This is a genomic window from Serratia quinivorans (assembly GCF_052113645.1).
GTDB classification, from domain to species: domain Bacteria; phylum Pseudomonadota; class Gammaproteobacteria; order Enterobacterales; family Enterobacteriaceae; genus Serratia; species Serratia quinivorans_B.
On the sequence record NZ_JBIEIU010000002.1, the window covers coordinates 73,389 to 88,894 of the forward strand.

The 15,506-nt window shown below is 58.8% G+C and carries 12 protein-coding genes; 7 read left to right on the plus strand and 5 right to left on the minus strand.

Annotated features, from left to right (window positions below; translation table 11 throughout):
• Window positions 1-36 precede the first annotated feature (36 nt).
• Window positions 37-2,649 carry an ATP-binding protein gene (locus tag ACGS9J_RS05615; protein ID WP_442230046.1) on the minus strand — a complete coding sequence of 871 codons (2,613 nt, stop codon included), beginning with the start codon at window positions 2,647-2,649 and terminating at the stop codon, window positions 37-39.
• A 141-nt stretch (window positions 2,650-2,790) separates the two neighbouring features.
• On the opposite strand from ACGS9J_RS05615, the gene ACGS9J_RS05620 reads away from it, so the two are divergent.
• The 4 genes from ACGS9J_RS05620 to ACGS9J_RS05635 all read left to right on the plus strand — a co-directional run bounded on the left by ACGS9J_RS05620 (window position 2,791) and on the right by ACGS9J_RS05635 (window position 7,172).
• Window positions 2,791-4,311 (plus strand): sugar ABC transporter ATP-binding protein, encoded by a 1,521-nt coding sequence (locus tag ACGS9J_RS05620; protein WP_442230047.1) that lies wholly within the window; start codon window positions 2,791-2,793, stop codon window positions 4,309-4,311.
• Window positions 4,312-4,343: 32 nt separating this feature from the next.
• Complete coding sequence (locus tag ACGS9J_RS05625; protein ID WP_442230308.1) at window positions 4,344-5,333, plus strand: ABC transporter permease subunit; 990 nt, start codon at window positions 4,344-4,346, stop codon at window positions 5,331-5,333.
• Between the two features lie 148 nt (window positions 5,334-5,481).
• Window positions 5,482-6,423 (plus strand): ABC transporter substrate-binding protein, encoded by a 942-nt coding sequence (locus tag ACGS9J_RS05630; RefSeq protein WP_442230048.1) that lies wholly within the window; start codon window positions 5,482-5,484, stop codon window positions 6,421-6,423.
• A gap of 62 nt (window positions 6,424-6,485) precedes the next feature.
• Window positions 6,486-7,172 carry a D-lyxose/D-mannose isomerase gene (locus ACGS9J_RS05635; RefSeq protein WP_442230049.1) on the plus strand — a complete coding sequence of 229 codons (687 nt, stop codon included), beginning with the start codon at window positions 6,486-6,488 and terminating at the stop codon, window positions 7,170-7,172.
• A 93-nt stretch (window positions 7,173-7,265) separates the two neighbouring features.
• Here the strand turns inward: ACGS9J_RS05635 and ACGS9J_RS05640 are convergent, their stop codons facing one another.
• Complete coding sequence (locus tag ACGS9J_RS05640) at window positions 7,266-8,006, minus strand: response regulator (RefSeq protein ID WP_442230050.1); 741 nt, start codon at window positions 8,004-8,006, stop codon at window positions 7,266-7,268.
• 211 nt (window positions 8,007-8,217) lie between these two features.
• Between ACGS9J_RS05640 and mak the strand changes: the two genes are divergently transcribed.
• The 3 genes from mak (at window position 8,218) to ACGS9J_RS05655 (ending at window position 9,845) form a co-directional block, all read left to right on the plus strand.
• The gene (gene mak, locus ACGS9J_RS05645; protein WP_442230051.1) at window positions 8,218-9,126 is read left to right on the plus strand and encodes a fructokinase; all 909 of its coding nucleotides are present in this window, start codon (window positions 8,218-8,220) and stop codon (window positions 9,124-9,126) included.
• Between the two features lie 102 nt (window positions 9,127-9,228).
• A complete protein-coding gene (locus ACGS9J_RS05650) occupies window positions 9,229-9,462 on the plus strand; it encodes a type II toxin-antitoxin system Phd/YefM family antitoxin (RefSeq protein ID WP_442230052.1) in 234 nt (77 codons plus the stop codon).
• Complete coding sequence (locus ACGS9J_RS05655) at window positions 9,459-9,845, plus strand: type II toxin-antitoxin system VapC family toxin (protein ID WP_442230053.1); 387 nt, start codon at window positions 9,459-9,461, stop codon at window positions 9,843-9,845. The genes ACGS9J_RS05650 and ACGS9J_RS05655 overlap by 4 nt, the downstream gene beginning before the upstream one ends.
• A 2-nt stretch (window positions 9,846-9,847) precedes the next feature.
• Here the strand turns inward: ACGS9J_RS05655 and licT are convergent, their stop codons facing one another.
• From licT to sbcD, 3 genes are all read right to left on the minus strand, one after another.
• The gene (licT, locus tag ACGS9J_RS05660) at window positions 9,848-10,690 is read right to left on the minus strand and encodes a BglG family transcription antiterminator LicT (RefSeq protein ID WP_442230054.1); all 843 of its coding nucleotides are present in this window, start codon (window positions 10,688-10,690) and stop codon (window positions 9,848-9,850) included.
• 194 nt (window positions 10,691-10,884) lie between these two features.
• A complete protein-coding gene (sbcC, locus tag ACGS9J_RS05665; RefSeq protein WP_442230055.1) occupies window positions 10,885-14,136 on the minus strand; it encodes an exonuclease subunit SbcC in 3,252 nt (1,083 codons plus the stop codon).
• The gene (gene sbcD, locus ACGS9J_RS05670; protein WP_442230056.1) at window positions 14,133-15,365 is read right to left on the minus strand and encodes an exonuclease subunit SbcD; all 1,233 of its coding nucleotides are present in this window, start codon (window positions 15,363-15,365) and stop codon (window positions 14,133-14,135) included. The genes sbcC and sbcD overlap by 4 nt, the downstream gene beginning before the upstream one ends.
• Window positions 15,366-15,506 lie beyond the last annotated feature (141 nt).

The following is a 15,506-nucleotide window of genomic DNA, read 5'->3' on the forward strand; positions in this document are numbered from 1 at the left end:
GGCGGCATAATAACGAATCAGAGGCGAAAAATCGCCTCATTCCCTCTGAATTGCGTCGTTGCCCGCGTTTGGACGGCGTGCCCGTTGCAACGCCAGCGCCAGCTGCCGCTGGCTGAACGGCTTACGAAGCAGTTCAACGTTGGGCAGATTTTCTTCGTGCTGGCGGCGCAGATCCTGGCCGCTGATCAGCAGGGCGGTGAGGCGCGGGTTAATCTCCCGCGCCAGCCCAATCACCTGCACGCCGTCCAGCTCGCCCGGCAGCATCAGGTCGCTGATCAGCACGCCAATATCCGGCGTCTGGCGCAGCAGCGCCAAGGCTTCATGGCTGTCCGCGCTGTCCAGTGTCAGGTAACCGAGCTGGTGCAGGTGTTCGCACAGCGTCTGACGCACGTCGTTTTCATCCTCCAGTACCAACACCAGTTTGTCTGTGATCTGGCTGTCCTCGAGCGGCAGAGAGGGCGCTTGCGCCAGTGCCGGTGTCGGGGCTCGGGGCAATTGCAGGCGAACCAGCGTGCCCTTGCCCGGCGCGGTTTCAATCTGCACCCGTCCACCGGACTGACGGACAAAGCCGTAGACCATCGACAGGCCCAGCCCGCTGCCGCTGCCCACCGCCTTGGTGGTGAAGAAGGGTTCGAACACCTGCGCCTTCACTTCTTCCGACATGCCGCAGCCGGTATCAATCACCTCCAGCGCCACCATGTCCTGTTTCTTTCCGCCGCTGCGCACCACCCGTTGGTTGTAGATGCGGATCTTCACCACGCCGCTGCGGCCTTCCATGGCATCCCGCGCGTTGACCACCAGGTTGATCAGCGCGTTTTCCAACTGATTGGCATCGATCCACGCCGGCCAGCCGGGGTGCTGTGCCTCAATGTTCAGCGATAACGTGGTGGGCAGCGAATGGCGCAGCAGCTCCTGCAGGTTTTCCACCAGCGCCTGCAGTGTGATGGCCTGCGGGTGCAGCGCCTGTTTCCGCGAGAATGCCAGCAGCCGCTGGGTGAGTTGCGCCCCGCGTTCTGAGGCCTTCAGCGCCCGGGCGATACGCTGTGCGGTCTGCGCGTCCTGCGTGTGCTGAGTGGTCAGTTCCAGGCTGCCGATAATCACCGCCAGCAGGTTGTTGAAGTCATGCGCCAGGCCACCGGTGAGCTGACCGACCGCCTTCATTTTCTGGCTGTGCAGCAGCGCTTCTTCCAGCGCTTTGCGCTCGGTGCGTTCCAGCACCACGTTGACCACGCCGCGGTTCGGCACCGGGCTGAAGCGGAGCTCTACGGTGCGGCCATCGCTCAGGCGCAGTTCCTGCGGTTGCGGCAGTTCGCTGGACAAGTTGGCCAGCACCGCTTCCCAGCGTTGGCCCGCCGGTGGCGTGACGTGTTGCAACAACTCGCGGTAGTGCTGGCCCCGGTGCAACTGATGTTCGTTGAGCCCCAGCAGCAAGGGATACTGCGGATTCCACACCACTAACTGGCCGTCGTTATCAAATAGCGCAAAGCCGTCGCGCATCGCCAGGAAGGTGGTTTCCAGCTGGGTGCTTTTTTCTTTCAGCAGACGGGAGGTCTGCTCCAGCGAGGCGGTGTTGCGGGCAAAGACGTTGAAAGCCCGCGCCAACTCGCCGAGTTCATCACGGCGTTGCAGCGCCGGTACGCTGACGTCGCGTTCGCCGCGTGCCAGCCGCGTCATGGCCCCGGCGATCGCCGTCAGGTTCGAGCCGAGATTGCGATAGATATACAGCCCGGCGAAGCCGGTGATCACCAGCGCCAGCAGTGCGAACAGGCCGATAAACCAGCTGATGGAGCTGAGCTCATGATGGGTTTGCTGAGTGCGCAGTTCCGATTCGTTCGCCACCTTTTGCACGTAAAGGTTGATATCGTCATTGAGCATCGCCACTAACGCTTTGATATGGTAGGTGTAATAGGCCAGCGCCAGGTCGCTTTGCTCCAGTTCCAGCGTTTCGGGCAGCAGGCGTTGTTCGCTAAGGCGAAACTGCCGCATTTTCTCGTCCACCAAGGCATCCGGGCTGTGTTGCGGCCAGTAGGCCATGACGTTGTCGAGCTGTTGGGCGGCGGCTTTGGGCGTCGGGGTCTGAATGGCGATCGCCAGCAGCCGGTCGATCTGGCTCAGCAGCGGCAGCGAGGGTTGGTTCAGGTTATTGCGCTGGTTGAGGCTGGCAATATGCCGCAGCGTGCTCTGCGACTGGTACAGCCCGCTGAGCAGGATATTGCGTTGCAGATGCCGCTGGTGACCGAGATCCAGCATGCGGGTCACGCTGGTTTCCAGCGCGTTGCTGCGGCTGATGATGCGCTTGACCAGCGCCGATTCGCTGTGGGCCAACGGCGCGTCCGCCAACCGATTCAGCGAGGCTTGCAGTACCAGTTGGGTTTGTTTCAACCGGGCGGATTCGCTCTGGTATTCCAGCGCCCCAACCACTTGCGAAAGCCGAATGGCCGCGGTCGCCACGTTGGAAGTATCCCGGCTCAACGCCATGCTGCCGTTCATCTCTTTCAAGGTTTGCGCCTGCATCTGTTCCTGCAGCTTGCCCGCATGGTAAAAGCCGAAGATCGCCACGCCGCTGACCATCAGCGTCACCGCCACCACCAGCAGGTTGAACATCAGCAGGCGCCCGCGCGCGCCGGCAAGGAAAGGCAGTCTGCGCATCCTATCTCCCGTAACTGACTGTTCGCAGTATAAATCCCCATCCCATTAACAATATGACAAAGATGAACAGCCGCTGACATTTTGCATTTATTTATGCGTGGTTAACTGCACTCAATCCGAACCGCAATCTGAGGTATGACGATGAGCGCGACCCCGATTCTGGAAATGCACAACATCGCCAAGAGTTTTGGTCAGTTCTATGCGCTGAAGGGCGTCAACCTGACGGTGTATCGCGGTGAGATCCACGCGCTAATGGGTGAAAACGGCGCGGGCAAAAGTACCTTAATGAAAATATTGGCCGGCGCTTATATCGCCAGCAGCGGGGAAATTTTTATCGATGGGCAGCCGTTCGCCATCAAAGGGCCAAAAGATGCCCTGGCGGCAGGCATCACGCTGATTTACCAGGAAATGAATTTGGCGCCGAATTTGACGGTGGCGGAAAACATTTTTTTGGGCAGCGAGATCCAGCGCGGCGGCCTGGTGAAGCGCGGACAGATGTTGTTGGAAGCGCAGAAGGTGATCGATCGTCTGGGGGCACAGTTCAGTGCCGGCGATCGCGTGATGAAATTAACCATCGCCGAGCAGCAACAGGTGGAAATCGCCCGTGCGCTGCACCGTAACAGCCGCATTCTGGTGATGGATGAACCCACGGCGGCGCTCTCTTCGCGTGAGACGCATCGGTTGTTCGAACTGATCAAACGGCTGCGCGATGAAGGCATGGCGATCATTTATATCAGCCATCGCATGGCGGAGGTGTACGAGCTTTCGGATCGCGTCAGCGTGCTGCGTGACGGCCAGTATGTTGGCAGCCTGATGCGCGACGAGCTGTCCGCCAGCGAACTGGTGCGCATGATGGTAGGCCGACCGCTGAGTGATTTGTTCAACAAGGAGCAGGGCATCGCGGTGGGTGAACCCCGCCTGACGCTGCATGGCCTGACCGACGGCAAGAAGGTGAAACCGGTCAGTCTGCAGGTTCGCGCCGGTGAAATTGTCGCTCTTGCCGGGTTGGTGGGGGCCGGGCGCTCCGAGCTGGCGCAGCTGATTTTCGGCGTGCGCAAGTCCAGCGGCGGCACGGTGGAGGTCGATGGCAAGGTGGCCAGTATCCACTCGCCGCGCGACGCCATCGCGCTGGGTATCGGTTTCCTCACTGAAAACCGCAAAGAGCAGGGTTTGTTTCTCGATCTGGCGGCACATGAAAATATCGTGATGGCGACGCTGGAGCGCGACGGTCGCTACGGCCTGCTTAATCGCCGCAAGGCGCAACGTATTTCCAGCGACGCAATCGGTCTGCTGAATATCCGCGTACCGCATGCCCAGGTCAGGGCCGGTGGGCTGTCCGGCGGCAACCAGCAAAAGCTGCTGATTTCACGCTGGGTGGCGATCGGTCCGCGCATTCTGATCCTCGACGAACCGACGCGCGGCGTAGACGTTGGCGCCAAAAGCGAGATTTACCGCATCATGAGCCAGATGGCGCAGCAAGGCGTGGCGATCCTGATGATCTCCAGTGAACTGCCTGAGGTGGTCGGCATGAGCGACCGGGTCTACGTGATGCACGAAGGCAGCATCGTCGGGGAACTGAGCGGCGCTGAGATCAGCCAGGAAAACATTATGACGCTGGCCACCGGCGTCGACGCCACCCAGCCGCAGGTGACTACCGCATGAATAATTCCATTCCTACGCTCAAGGAGCCGACCATGACTTCGAATCCGCTGCCATCAGGCGCAAAAAATCCGACGCTGAAGCGGGCGTTATTGGGCGATATGATGCAAACCGTCGGCATCTTGCCGATATTGATCCTGATCGTCGCAGTTTTCGGCTTTGTCGCACCGAATTTCTTTACCGACGCCAACCTGCTGAATATCGCCCGGCAGGCGTCGATTAACATCGTGTTGGCGGCGGGCATGACCTTTATCATCCTGACCGGCGGCATCGATCTCTCGGTCGGTTCGATGCTGGGCACCACGGCGGTGGTGGCGATGGCGGTTTCACTGATGCCGGACATGGCCGGCTTGTCGATCCCGTTGGCGCTGCTGGCCGGGTTGGGTATGGGGCTGTTTAACGGTTTTCTGGTGGCCTACGCGGGTCTGCCGCCGTTTATCGTCACCCTGGGGACCTACACCGCGCTGCGCGGTGCCGCTTATCTGCTGGCGGACGGCACCACCATCATCAATTCCAATATCAGTTTTGAATGGATCGGTAACGCTTATTTGGGGCCGATCCCGTGGCTGGTGATTATCGCCTTTGCGGTGATCGCACTGTGCTGGTTCATTCTGCGCCGCACGACTCTGGGGGTTCATATCTACGCGGTAGGCGGCAACATGCAGGCGGCGCGCCTGACCGGGATCAAGGTTGGCGCCGTGTTGCTGTTCGTCTATGGCATGAGCGGTCTGTTGTCCGGGCTGGGCGGGGTGATGAGCGCTTCTCGGCTGTACAGCGCCAACGGCAACCTCGGCATGGGCTATGAGCTGGACGCGATTGCCGCAGTGATCCTCGGCGGCACCAGTTTTGTCGGTGGCATCGGCACCATTACCGGCACCCTGGTGGGAGCGCTGATTATCGCCACCCTGAACAACGGCATGACGTTAATGGGCGTCTCTTATTTCTGGCAATTGGTGATCAAAGGGGCGGTGATCATCATCGCGGTGTTAATCGACAAGTATCGCACCCGCAATTATCAACACTGATCTACCGGTCCTCTTTCAAGCCGCAGCGTTGTGACTTGCACTCGCTGCTACTCGAAATCCATAGGGCAAGGTTGAGTGAAAAAGAAAGGTTGGTTAGCGCCCACCGGGGCAGGTTTTTCGTATCTCAGAAAATAATGAGGAAAACACTATGCGTTTCAAGCCATTGATTACTGCTTTGCTGGTTACCGCTGCGCTCGGCAGTGCCTCGTTGGTGCAGGCGAAAGAGTTGAAATCGATTGGGGTGACGGTGGGCGATTTGGCCAACCCGTTCTTTGTGCAAATCACCAAAGGTGCGGAACTGAAAGCGCGTGAGCTGGCCGGTGACAAGGTCAACGTGACGCTGGTGTCGAGCGGTTACGATCTCGGCCAGCAGGTGGCGCAGATCGATAACTTTATCGCTGCCAAGGTCGATATGATCATCCTCAACGCCGCGGATTCCAAAGGTATCGGCCCGGCGGTAAAACGCGCCAAAGACGCGGGCATCGTGGTGGTGGCGGTTGACGTGGCGGCTGAAGGCGCCGATGCCACCATCACCTCGGACAATACCCAGGCCGGCGCCATGGCCTGTAAGTACATCAGCGACCGCCTGAAAGAGAAAGGCAACGTGGTGATCATCAACGGGCCACCGGTCTCTGCGGTACAGAACCGGGTGGAAGGCTGCATGACCGAGCTGAAGAACCATCCGCAGATCAAGCTGTTGTCCTATAACCAGAACGCCAAGGGCAGCCGCGAAGGCGGGCTGGAGATCATGACCGCGCTGCTGGCCGCCAATCCGAAGATCGACGGGGTGTTCGCGATTAACGATCCGACGGCGATCGGTGCGGATCTGGCGGCCAAGCAGGCGCAGCGCAGTGAGTTCTTTATCGTTGGCGTCGATGGATCGCCAGACGGCGAAGAGGCGCTCAAGCGCGGCAATTCATTGTTTGTGGCTACGCCGGCACAGGATCCGCAGGTGATGGCGGCCAAAGCGGTCGAGATCGGCTACCAGATCCTGCAGGGCAAACCCGCGCCAACCGGCCCGGTGCTGATCCCGGTGACCATGATCGATAAAAACAATATCGGCAGCTACAAAGGCTGGACGGTGAAATAACCTGTTGTCGGCGGGGTCTGCTACGCCAGGCCCCACATTTCATCACCGCTTCCGGAGGCGACATGAACCGTTCCGCCGTGAACCAGACTCTGCAACAAACCCAGCACTTTTTTGCCCGCTTTGACGTCCATCTGCCGCCCTTTGCCCACTTCAGTCCGCCCGTCTGGCGCCAGCTCGATCGCCAGCCGTGGCAGGAGGTGTTCGACCTGAAACTGGGCTGGGACGTCACGGCGTTCGGCGGCGATGATTTTGCCCGCAAGGGACTCACGTTATTCACGTTGCGTAACGGTTCACCGGGGGGGCAACCCTACGTCAAATGCTATGCGGAAAAGATCATGCATTGCCGCGAAGCGCAGGTCACGCCGATGCATTTCCACTGGCGTAAACGGGAAGACATCATCAACCGCGGCGGCGGTAACCTGATCGTCGAACTGCACAATGCCGATCCACAGGAAGGACTGGCCGCTAGCCCGGTGAGCGTGACGCTGGACGGCTGCCGACAGACCCACGCCGCCGGGTCGCGCCTGCGGCTGGCGCCGGGAGAAAGCATCTGCCTGACGCCGGGCATCTATCACAGCTTTTGGGGCGAGGAAGGCTTTGGCGATGTGCTGGTAGGGGAAGTGTCGACGGTGAATGATGACGACAACGATAACCGTTTCCTGACGCCGCTCAGCCGTTTTAGCCCGATCGAAGAGGACCAGCCGCCCCAGTGGCTGCTGTGTCACGAATACTTGCGCTTTATCGCTTAAGGAGAACCAGCATGGCATTGATTTCACTGGCGCAGGGGTTGTGATGACCCGGCACGGCATTGGTGCTGTCGGCGCTGCGCTGGCTGGATTATATCAGGCGGCAGCTACCGGCTGGCTGACGTCGGCGGCAAAGACATAACCCAGCCCGCGAATGGTGCGGATCAGCTCGGGCTGATGTGGATTGCTCTCGATCTTGCGTCGCAGCCGCATGATCAACACGTCGATGGTGCGATCGAAGACCTCCAGTGTTTCGCTGTGGGTCAGCTCCAGCAGGCGATCGCGGGTCAGCACTTTGCGCGCATGTTGCACCAGCGCCAGCAGCAAACCGTATTCGCCCTGGGTCAGATCGACAGGTTGCCGCTGGGGGTTGTGCAGCGTGCAACGGCTGGTGTCCAGGCACCAACCGTTGAACTGCCAGCCCTCGGCTTTGGCCGGGCCGGCGGCGCTCGGCTCCAGTGCCAGCGCACCGGTACGACGCAGGACCGCCTTGGCGCGAGCGACCACCACGCGAGGGTTAAAGGGTTTGGCGATGTAGTCGTCGGCGCCCATTTCCAGGCCGACCACCACGTCGGACTCGGAGCCGAGGCCGGTCAGCATCACCACCGGCAGATCCGGCCGCAGACGGTGAATCTGCTGCAACACCAGCAGGCCGTTGGTGTCCGGCAGGATCAGATCAAGCAGCACCAGCGCAATGTCGGGCTGCTGGTTGAGGAGTGTCAGCGCCTCGCTGCCCCGGTGGCAGGCATGCACGGTAAACACGTGCTCGTTGAGCACGTCGCGAAGCAGGTCACAGATAGCGGGATCGTCGTCGACGATCAATATGGCAGGTTTCATCGCTGCTCTCCGAATTTTATGATGCGGAAAAATGTTATCAATAGGTTAACTGATGAAATTCAGTGTACCTGATGGCTAATTAATAAGCGGCAGCCGGTGCGGTTCTGATGCGGAAATTGCCATCGCCGTCACACTCGGCGTTAATGGGGTGATCCCGAAAGCCGGTTACATTAGGCTGTAGCAATGTTGTTGTGCATTGAGGAGAAAAATCGTGCGCATTGGTATCGACCTGGGTGGCACCAAAATTGAAGTGATCGCGTTGGCCAACGACGGGCGGGAACTGTTCCGCCATCGTATTGCCACGCCGCGCCATGACTATCAGAAAACGCTGGAAGCGATCGCCGGTTTGGTGACGCTGGCAGAAGACAATACCGGGCAGCAGGGCTCGGTCGGGGTGGGCATTCCCGGTACGCTGTCGCCCTATACCGGCTTGGTGAAAAACGCCAACTCGGTGTGGCTTAACGGCCGGCCACTGGACAAAGACCTGTCGGCGATGCTGGCGCGTGAAGTCCGTATCGCTAACGACGCCAACTGCCTGGCGGTATCGGAAGCCACCGACGGCGCCGCCGCCGGCAAGCAAACCGTGTTTGCGGTGATCATCGGCACCGGCTGCGGTGCCGGGGTGGCGATCAACGGGCAGGCACACTCTGGCGGTAACGGCATCTCTGGCGAATGGGGGCATAACCCGCTGCCGTGGCTGGACGATGACGAACTGCGTTTTCGCGCGGAGGTTCCCTGCTACTGTGGCAAACAGGGCTGTATCGAGACCTTTATCTCCGGCACCGGCTTTGCCACCGACTATGCGCGCCTGAGCGGCAATCCGCTAAAAGGGCATGAGATCATGACGTTGGTGGCCCAGGGGGATACTCTGGCGGAGCAAGCCATCAGCCGCTATGAACTGCGGCTGGCGAAATCGCTGGCGCACGTGATCAATATTTTTGATCCGGACGTGGTGGTGTTGGGCGGTGGTATGAGCAATGTGGATCGTCTTTATCAGCACGTGCCGCAGTTGGTGAAATCCTGGGTATTCGGCGGCGAATGTGAAACCCCGATCCGCAAGGCCGTCCACGGCGACTCCAGCGGCGTGCGTGGCGCGGCCTGGCTGTGGCCACAGCTGTAACTGTTGCAAAAAAGCGCGGGACTGCTCGCGCTTTAATCAATTACCTGTACAAAAACTAGACTCCCCATTATGCTTTAGCTAACTTAGCTAAGGAGATCGCGTATGCCTATCCAGGCCAATATGCACGAAGCCAAATCCAATCTGAGCCAACTGGCGGATAAAGCCGCACAAGGAGAGACCGTGATTATAGCGAAAGCAGGGAAGCCGTATGTTCAGCTGGTGGCCATCAAAGGGCAAACTCGCCAGCCTGGTGCTGCCAAGGGCAAATTTACCGTACCGGAGAATTTTAATGATGGCGATGCAGACATCACAGCGCTGTTTGAGGGGGATGAATGAGGCGTCTGCTGCTGGATACTCATGCGCTGCTGTGGTGGCTGATAGACGATGCCAGCCTGGGGGAAAATACCAGAAAGCAGATAGCCGAGCCCGGCAATGTGGTGTTTGTCAGCGCGGCCAGCATTTGGGAGATTTCGATTAAGCGGGCGCTGGGCAAGCTGGTGCTGCCGGAAGACATTTTTGAGGTGATTGAGGCCGAAGATTTCCTGCCGCTGCCCATGTCGGCTTTTCACGGCCAGCAGGCAGGCGAATTGCCCCCACACCATCATGATCCTTTTGATCGCATGCTGATCGCTCAGGCACAGGCCGAAGGGCTGACGCTGATTAGCGCCGACGCCGCTTTTCCGCAGTACGGCATTCGGGTGTTTGACGCCCGACGCTAACGCTATTTTGTCTCGCTCTCGTTGCGTACCCGTTCGATATGAATGGTCAGAAACATCATCTCTTCGCGGGTGAGTTGGTGCTGATAATTTTTTTCGATGTGCTGATTAATCTTGCCTGCGCAGGCAAAGGAGCTTGGGTACTTTTCTTTCACCACCAGATAGAGTGAATCGTCATCACTGTCGACGTAGTTTTTACCCAGCAGACGCTGGGCGAAGAACTTCAGGTGGGTAACAAAGCGGTGATAACTCAGGGCTTCTTCGTTGTAGTCAAAACGGAAGTGGTATTTGACGATATTCAGGATCTCCTGCATGACACGAGTGATGTGCAGGGTGTTGTGCATCTCGTCATTCAACTGAGCGTTAACCAGGTGCAGGGCGATAAATCCTGCCTCGTCTTCCGGCAAGGAGGGACCCAGTCGTTGAGCGATCAGCGCCAGTGCCTCCAGCCCGACGGCAAACTCGGCCGGGTAGAGTTTCTTGATTTCCCACAGCAGCACGTTTTTGATGTCCAGCCCCTGCGCATGGCGTTGCAGCGCAAAATGGATGTGATCGGTCAGCGTGATATAAACGATATTATGCAGCTTGCCTGGCAGGCGCTGGCGGGCGAGGGTGATGATTTTGTCGGCGGTGGTCACGCAGGCCAGCGGGATCTCCGACAGCAGCGTTTTATAGCGCTCGGCCATATCGCTGCCGTTCAGCGTGAAGATCTTCTCGATCAGATCTTCGTCCAGCAGATCGCCGGCCTTCTTCTTAAAGCCGATGCCTTTTCCCATGACCACCGTCTCTTCCTGGCGGTCGTCCAGCGTAATCACCACGTTATTATTGAGTATTTTAGCGATCTTCATGGTTTTTCCCGGATGTTTCAGCATACTGAAAACGAAAAAACCTGACGTACAGGAGCGATCCCGTACGTCAGGTTTTGCCTGTATATTTACAGTAACAATCCTGTTATCGATAGCATCATAAACTTTGTCAGCGGTGGCTCAATGCTTTTCACCGGGGAGTGCCGCCACGGTCACATTTCTGCGGCCGGGCAAGGTTATTCCAGCCGGAACTGTGGCTCCAGCCGGCTGATGCCGAGACCGTTAACCTTTTTCACCTTGATCTGCACCGGAATGCGATCTTTCATTGCTTCAACGTGGCTGATCACGCCGATCGTTTTTCCTGAGGCGTTCAGGCTGTCGAGCGCGTCCAGCGCGGTATCCAGGGTTTCCGCATCCAGCGTGCCGAAGCCTTCATCGAGGAACAGCGAATCGATACTGGTCTTGTGGCTGACCAGATCGGACAACGCCAGCGCCAGCGCCAGGCTCACCAGGAAGCTTTCCCCACCGGACAGGGTGCGGGTGTCGCGCAGTGCGTCCGCTTGCCAGGTATCCACCACCTGCAATTCCAGCGCGTCGCTGGTTTTGCGCTGCAGCAGATAGCGCCCGTGTAGCCTCCCAAGCTGATTGTTGGCCAGATAGACCAGATGATCGAGCGTCAATCCTTGGGCGAACTTACGGAATTTATCACCCTCTTTGGAGCCGATTAACTGATTGAGATAGCTCCAGTCGTCGTACTGTTGCTGACTTTGGCTGATTTGCTCAAACAGCGACTGCTGATTGAGGCGGCGTGCGGCGTCGCTTTCCAACTGATTGCGGACTTCACCCTGCCGTAGCTGCAGGGTTTTGAGCTGCTGCGCCAGCGTGGTCAGATCCTGACTCAGGGTTTGGGGATCGGCCTGGGTTTCATCCAACCCTTCCGGACGCTGCCGGCGCTGTTGCTCCAGGGTTTCCAGGGATTGAGTCAGCAGAGCGCTGGCTTCCACCTGTCGCTGCTGCAACTGCTCTTTGCGCTGTTGCAATTGTTGACGTTGGTCGTCATTCAACAGTGCGGCGTTAAAGGCGGCCTCGTCACCGAATTCACTGGCGGACAATGCCTGTTGCCAGTCTTGCTCCGTCTGTTGCAGTCGCTCAGTCTGTTGCAGCAGTTGCTGCTGTAGTCCGGCGAGCTGTCCGCTCAGGCGATCACGCTGTTCCTGCGCTTTCTGCCATTGCTCAGCCGCCTGTTGGCTGGCCTGCTCACAGGCTGTCTGCCGGGCGCGTAACTGTTCACGCACCTGCGCGATGTGCTGTTCGCCAAACAGGGCCAGCCTTTGTGCACGTTGTTCGGCAAGGGCCAGCTCTGCTTCTTGCCGCTGTTGCAGCAGGCGTTGCTGTTGCGACTGGGCCTCGGCGTGGCTTTTTGCCAGCAGGGCAAAGCGTTCGTCCAGCCGCGCCTTCTCCTGCTGCGCCTGCTGCTGCTGCGTTTGCAGGGCGGCCAACTGATCTTTAGCCTGCTGCACGGCGTGGGCTGCCTGCTCATGTTGCAGCAGACAGGCCTGGGCCTGACGCTCTTCATGGTCGCAGGCGCTCAACCACTGGCTAAGGCTGTCGGTGTCCTGCAGGTCAAAATCAAACGCCAGAGGCGTGCTGAGGGTTTGCCACTGCTGCCGGTGTGCGGCCAGTTGTTGTTCGTCTTGCCCGATGAGCTGTTGCTGGCGTTGCAACTGCTCCTTCAGGCTTTCGCAGCGGGTGCGCAGTTCGGTGCCCTGGGTGTACAAGGCCTCGGTTTTGACGCGCATCTCCGCCAGGCGTAATGCGGTCTCAGAAGGTTTTACCGCCTGATATTGCTCAATGGCCGGATGTTCGGCAGAGCCGCACAGCGGGCAGGGCTCGCCAGTTTGCAGACGGGCGCGTTCCGCTTCCAGACTGACGATGCGTTGTTCCAGCTCAAGGGCTTTCTCCACGTCCGTCTGATGCGCTTTTTGCTGTTTGTACTGCTGGCGCGTTGCTTCGAGCTGTTTTTCAAGCTCGCCGAGCTGCGCCTGACCGGCGGCGAATTCTTTGCGCTGCTGCTCCAGACGTTCGCTGACCTGGCCAAACAGCGAGGAGAGCGTGAATAACTGCTGGCGCACCGGGCGCAGTTCGGCCAACTCGCTCTGACGCTGGCGCAGTGCTGTCAGGGGCGATTGAGCTTCCAGCGTATTTTGCAGCTGTTGCTGCGTCGCCAGCGCGGCGCCAAGGCCGTTAAGCCGCTCCTGATGCTGCCCCGCCTGGAGGGTGAGTTGGGTTCGTTGAACCTCGAGTTGTTCCAGCTCCGCTTTTTGCTGTGCGTACTGCTGCGTGGCGGTATCACAGGCCTGTTGCAGTTCTGCCTGCGTTTTTTGTAACTGGGCGATCTGGTGGTCGAGCGGGACGATCTGCTCGTCGATCAGCCGTTGCTGTGCCTGCTGGTGTTCGGCATGCGCCTGCAATTGCGCGCGCGCTTGATCCACCGCCTGTTGCAGCGGCGCCATTTGGGCGAGTTGCTGTTCTTGTTGCAATACCCACTGAGCGATCTGCTGTTGCAGCGTCTTGTGATCGCTATGGCAGCGGTTGCGCTCGTTGAGCAGCGGTCGCAGTTTCTCTGCCGGTTCGCTGCGTGCCAACTGCTGCAACTGCGGTTCTGCCGCGGCCTGCTCTTGCTGTACTGCGCTCAACTGGCCTTGATATTCCTGCTGTTTCTGCAGCGTCTGTTGCCAATGCTGTAGCCAGTTCAACGCCCGTTGCTGGCGTTGGGTCTGTTCGCTGAGGGTATTTTCCTGCGAACTGAGTTCCACGAGCTGGTTTTCCAACTGAAGGCGCTGTTCGTCATTGAGTAACTCAATGCCGCTGGCGCGTTGATGCAGCGCGTCCAGATCGGTTTTGGCCTGCTTGTGCTGCTCGAAAACGCGTTCGGAGAGCTGGCCGTAAATCTCGGTGCCGGTCAACTCTTCCAGCAGTTCGGCTCGGTCATTGGCGTCGGCATTGAGGAAGGCGGCGAACTGCCCCTGGGACAGCATCATCGATTTGGTAAAGCGACCGAAATCCAGCCCGGTGATCGCGGCGGTAAGATCCAGTTTGTCGCGCACTTTGTCCGCCAGGATCTTGCCGTCTTCGCGCAGCGCCAGTTCCACCTTCGGTGCCTGCAGGTTGCCGTCCGGGGAATTTTTGGCGCGACGTTGGCTCCAGAAGGCGCGATAACCGACGCCTTTGACCTCAAATTCGACCTCCGCCAGCGATTCGGCGGTGTGGCGGGTCATCAGTTCGTTTTGGCTGGGCGTGACGTTAAGGCGCGGCGTCTGGTGATACAGCGCCAGGCAGATGGCGTCCAGCAGGGTGGTTTTACCCGCCCCGGTGGGACCGGTGATGGCGAATAATCCGTTACTGGCAAAGGGCTCGGCGGTGAAGTCGATCTTCCATTCCCCCTGCAACGAGTTGAGGTTTTTTAATCTCAGGCTGAGGATTTTCATGGGTTCGGCTCCTGGCTGTTGTGCCGTACGGCTTCGACCACCTGTTGGAACATCTGGCTCATTCGCTGCTTGCGGGCTTCGGCCATCTCAGGCTCTTGCGCCAGCCGCCGTTCGAACACTTCATTGACGCTCAGTTCATTGAGCGTTTCTTTGTCTTGCTGCTCAATGGCCTGGCGGCGTTGTTCTTTGCTGCGGCGCAGCAGCACCACTTCCACCGGCAGTTGATCGGCCAGCAGCTGAATGCGGCGCTGAATGTCGCTCAGGTAATCCTGTGTCGCCACTTCAATATCCAGCCATACCGGCAAATCACCCTGATAATCGGCGAACTGCTGCAATTGCTGCTCGATCTGCGCCAAATCACCCTTAATGAGCTGCATCGGTTGGAAGCTTGGGATCTCCAACGCGCTGACCTGCTGCAGGGCACCCGCGGCGAAATCCACCATAAACACGCTCTTGGCCTTGCCCAACTCGTCAAAACTCAGCGGGATAGGGGAGCCGCTGTAGCGGATATGCTCAGATTTGGCGACGTTTTGCGCGCGGTGAATATGCCCCAGAGCAATGTAGTCAGCCGGCGGGAAGGCCTGCGCCGGGAAGGCGTCCAGCGTGCCAATATAGATGTCGCGCACCGAATCGGAAGTGGTGACGCCGACGGTGGTCAGATGGCCGGTGGCGACGACGGGCAGCGGCAAGCCCAGCGCCTCACGGCGAGCACAGGCGGCCTGGTACAGCTTTTGATAGTGGTCGGCGATAGACTCTTGCAGCGCCTGCTGTTTTTGCACGCCCGACTCACCGGCGCGGCTGGTGAGCAGATCGCGTGGGCGCAGAAAAGGAATGGCGCATAGCACCGCACCCGGTTGGCCGTCGCGCTGATTCAGCACCAGTACCTGTTGTTCGATTTCGCTCTGCGCGTTGGCAATCACGGTGGTATTCAGGCAAGAAAGTAATTCACGCGATTCATTCAAGGTGGCCACGGAGTCGTGATTGCCGCCCAATACTACCAACTGGCAGCCGGTGTGCTGCAATTCCACCACGAAACGGTTATACAGCTCGCGGGCATAGCTGGGCGGCGAGCCGGTATCGAACAGATCCCCGGCGACGATCAGCGCATCCACCTGGTGTTGTTCGATCTGTTCGATCAGCCAGCGCAAAAATGCCTGATGCTCGGCGGCGCGGCTTTTGGTGAAAAAATACTGGCCAAGATGCCAGTCAGAGGTGTGGATCAGGCGCATGACACTCCCGGGGCGATAGGGTAATGGCGGTGATTATAAAGGGAATATGATGTTTCTGCGTGATTAGAAATAATCGCTATGCTTACTGCCTATTACAGTGCGTTTTTTTCATGGCTATTTATTTCATAAATCTGTCACAAA

Excerpts from the sequence above, each read along its gene's own strand:
- ACGS9J_RS05620 (WP_442230047.1), top strand. The coding sequence starts at position 2,791 with ATGAGCGCGACCCCGATTCTGGAAATGCACAACATCGCCAAGAGTTTT.
- ACGS9J_RS05625 (WP_442230308.1), top strand. The coding sequence starts at position 4,344 with ATGACTTCGAATCCGCTGCCATCAGGCGCAAAAAATCCGACGCTGAAG.
- ACGS9J_RS05615 (WP_442230046.1), bottom strand. The coding sequence starts at position 2,649 with ATGCGCAGACTGCCTTTCCTTGCCGGCGCGCGCGGGCGCCTGCTGATG.
- sbcD (WP_442230056.1), bottom strand. The coding sequence starts at position 15,365 with ATGCGCCTGATCCACACCTCTGACTGGCATCTTGGCCAGTATTTTTTC.
- ACGS9J_RS05640 (WP_442230050.1), bottom strand. The coding sequence starts at position 8,006 with ATGAAACCTGCCATATTGATCGTCGACGACGATCCCGCTATCTGTGAC.
- ACGS9J_RS05630 (WP_442230048.1), top strand. The coding sequence starts at position 5,482 with ATGCGTTTCAAGCCATTGATTACTGCTTTGCTGGTTACCGCTGCGCTC.
- sbcC (WP_442230055.1), bottom strand. The coding sequence starts at position 14,136 with ATGAAAATCCTCAGCCTGAGATTAAAAAACCTCAACTCGTTGCAGGGG.
- ACGS9J_RS05650 (WP_442230052.1), top strand. The coding sequence starts at position 9,229 with ATGCCTATCCAGGCCAATATGCACGAAGCCAAATCCAATCTGAGCCAA.
- ACGS9J_RS05635 (WP_442230049.1), top strand. The coding sequence starts at position 6,486 with ATGAACCGTTCCGCCGTGAACCAGACTCTGCAACAAACCCAGCACTTT.
- licT (WP_442230054.1), bottom strand. The coding sequence starts at position 10,690 with ATGAAGATCGCTAAAATACTCAATAATAACGTGGTGATTACGCTGGAC.
- ACGS9J_RS05655 (WP_442230053.1), top strand. The coding sequence starts at position 9,459 with ATGAGGCGTCTGCTGCTGGATACTCATGCGCTGCTGTGGTGGCTGATA.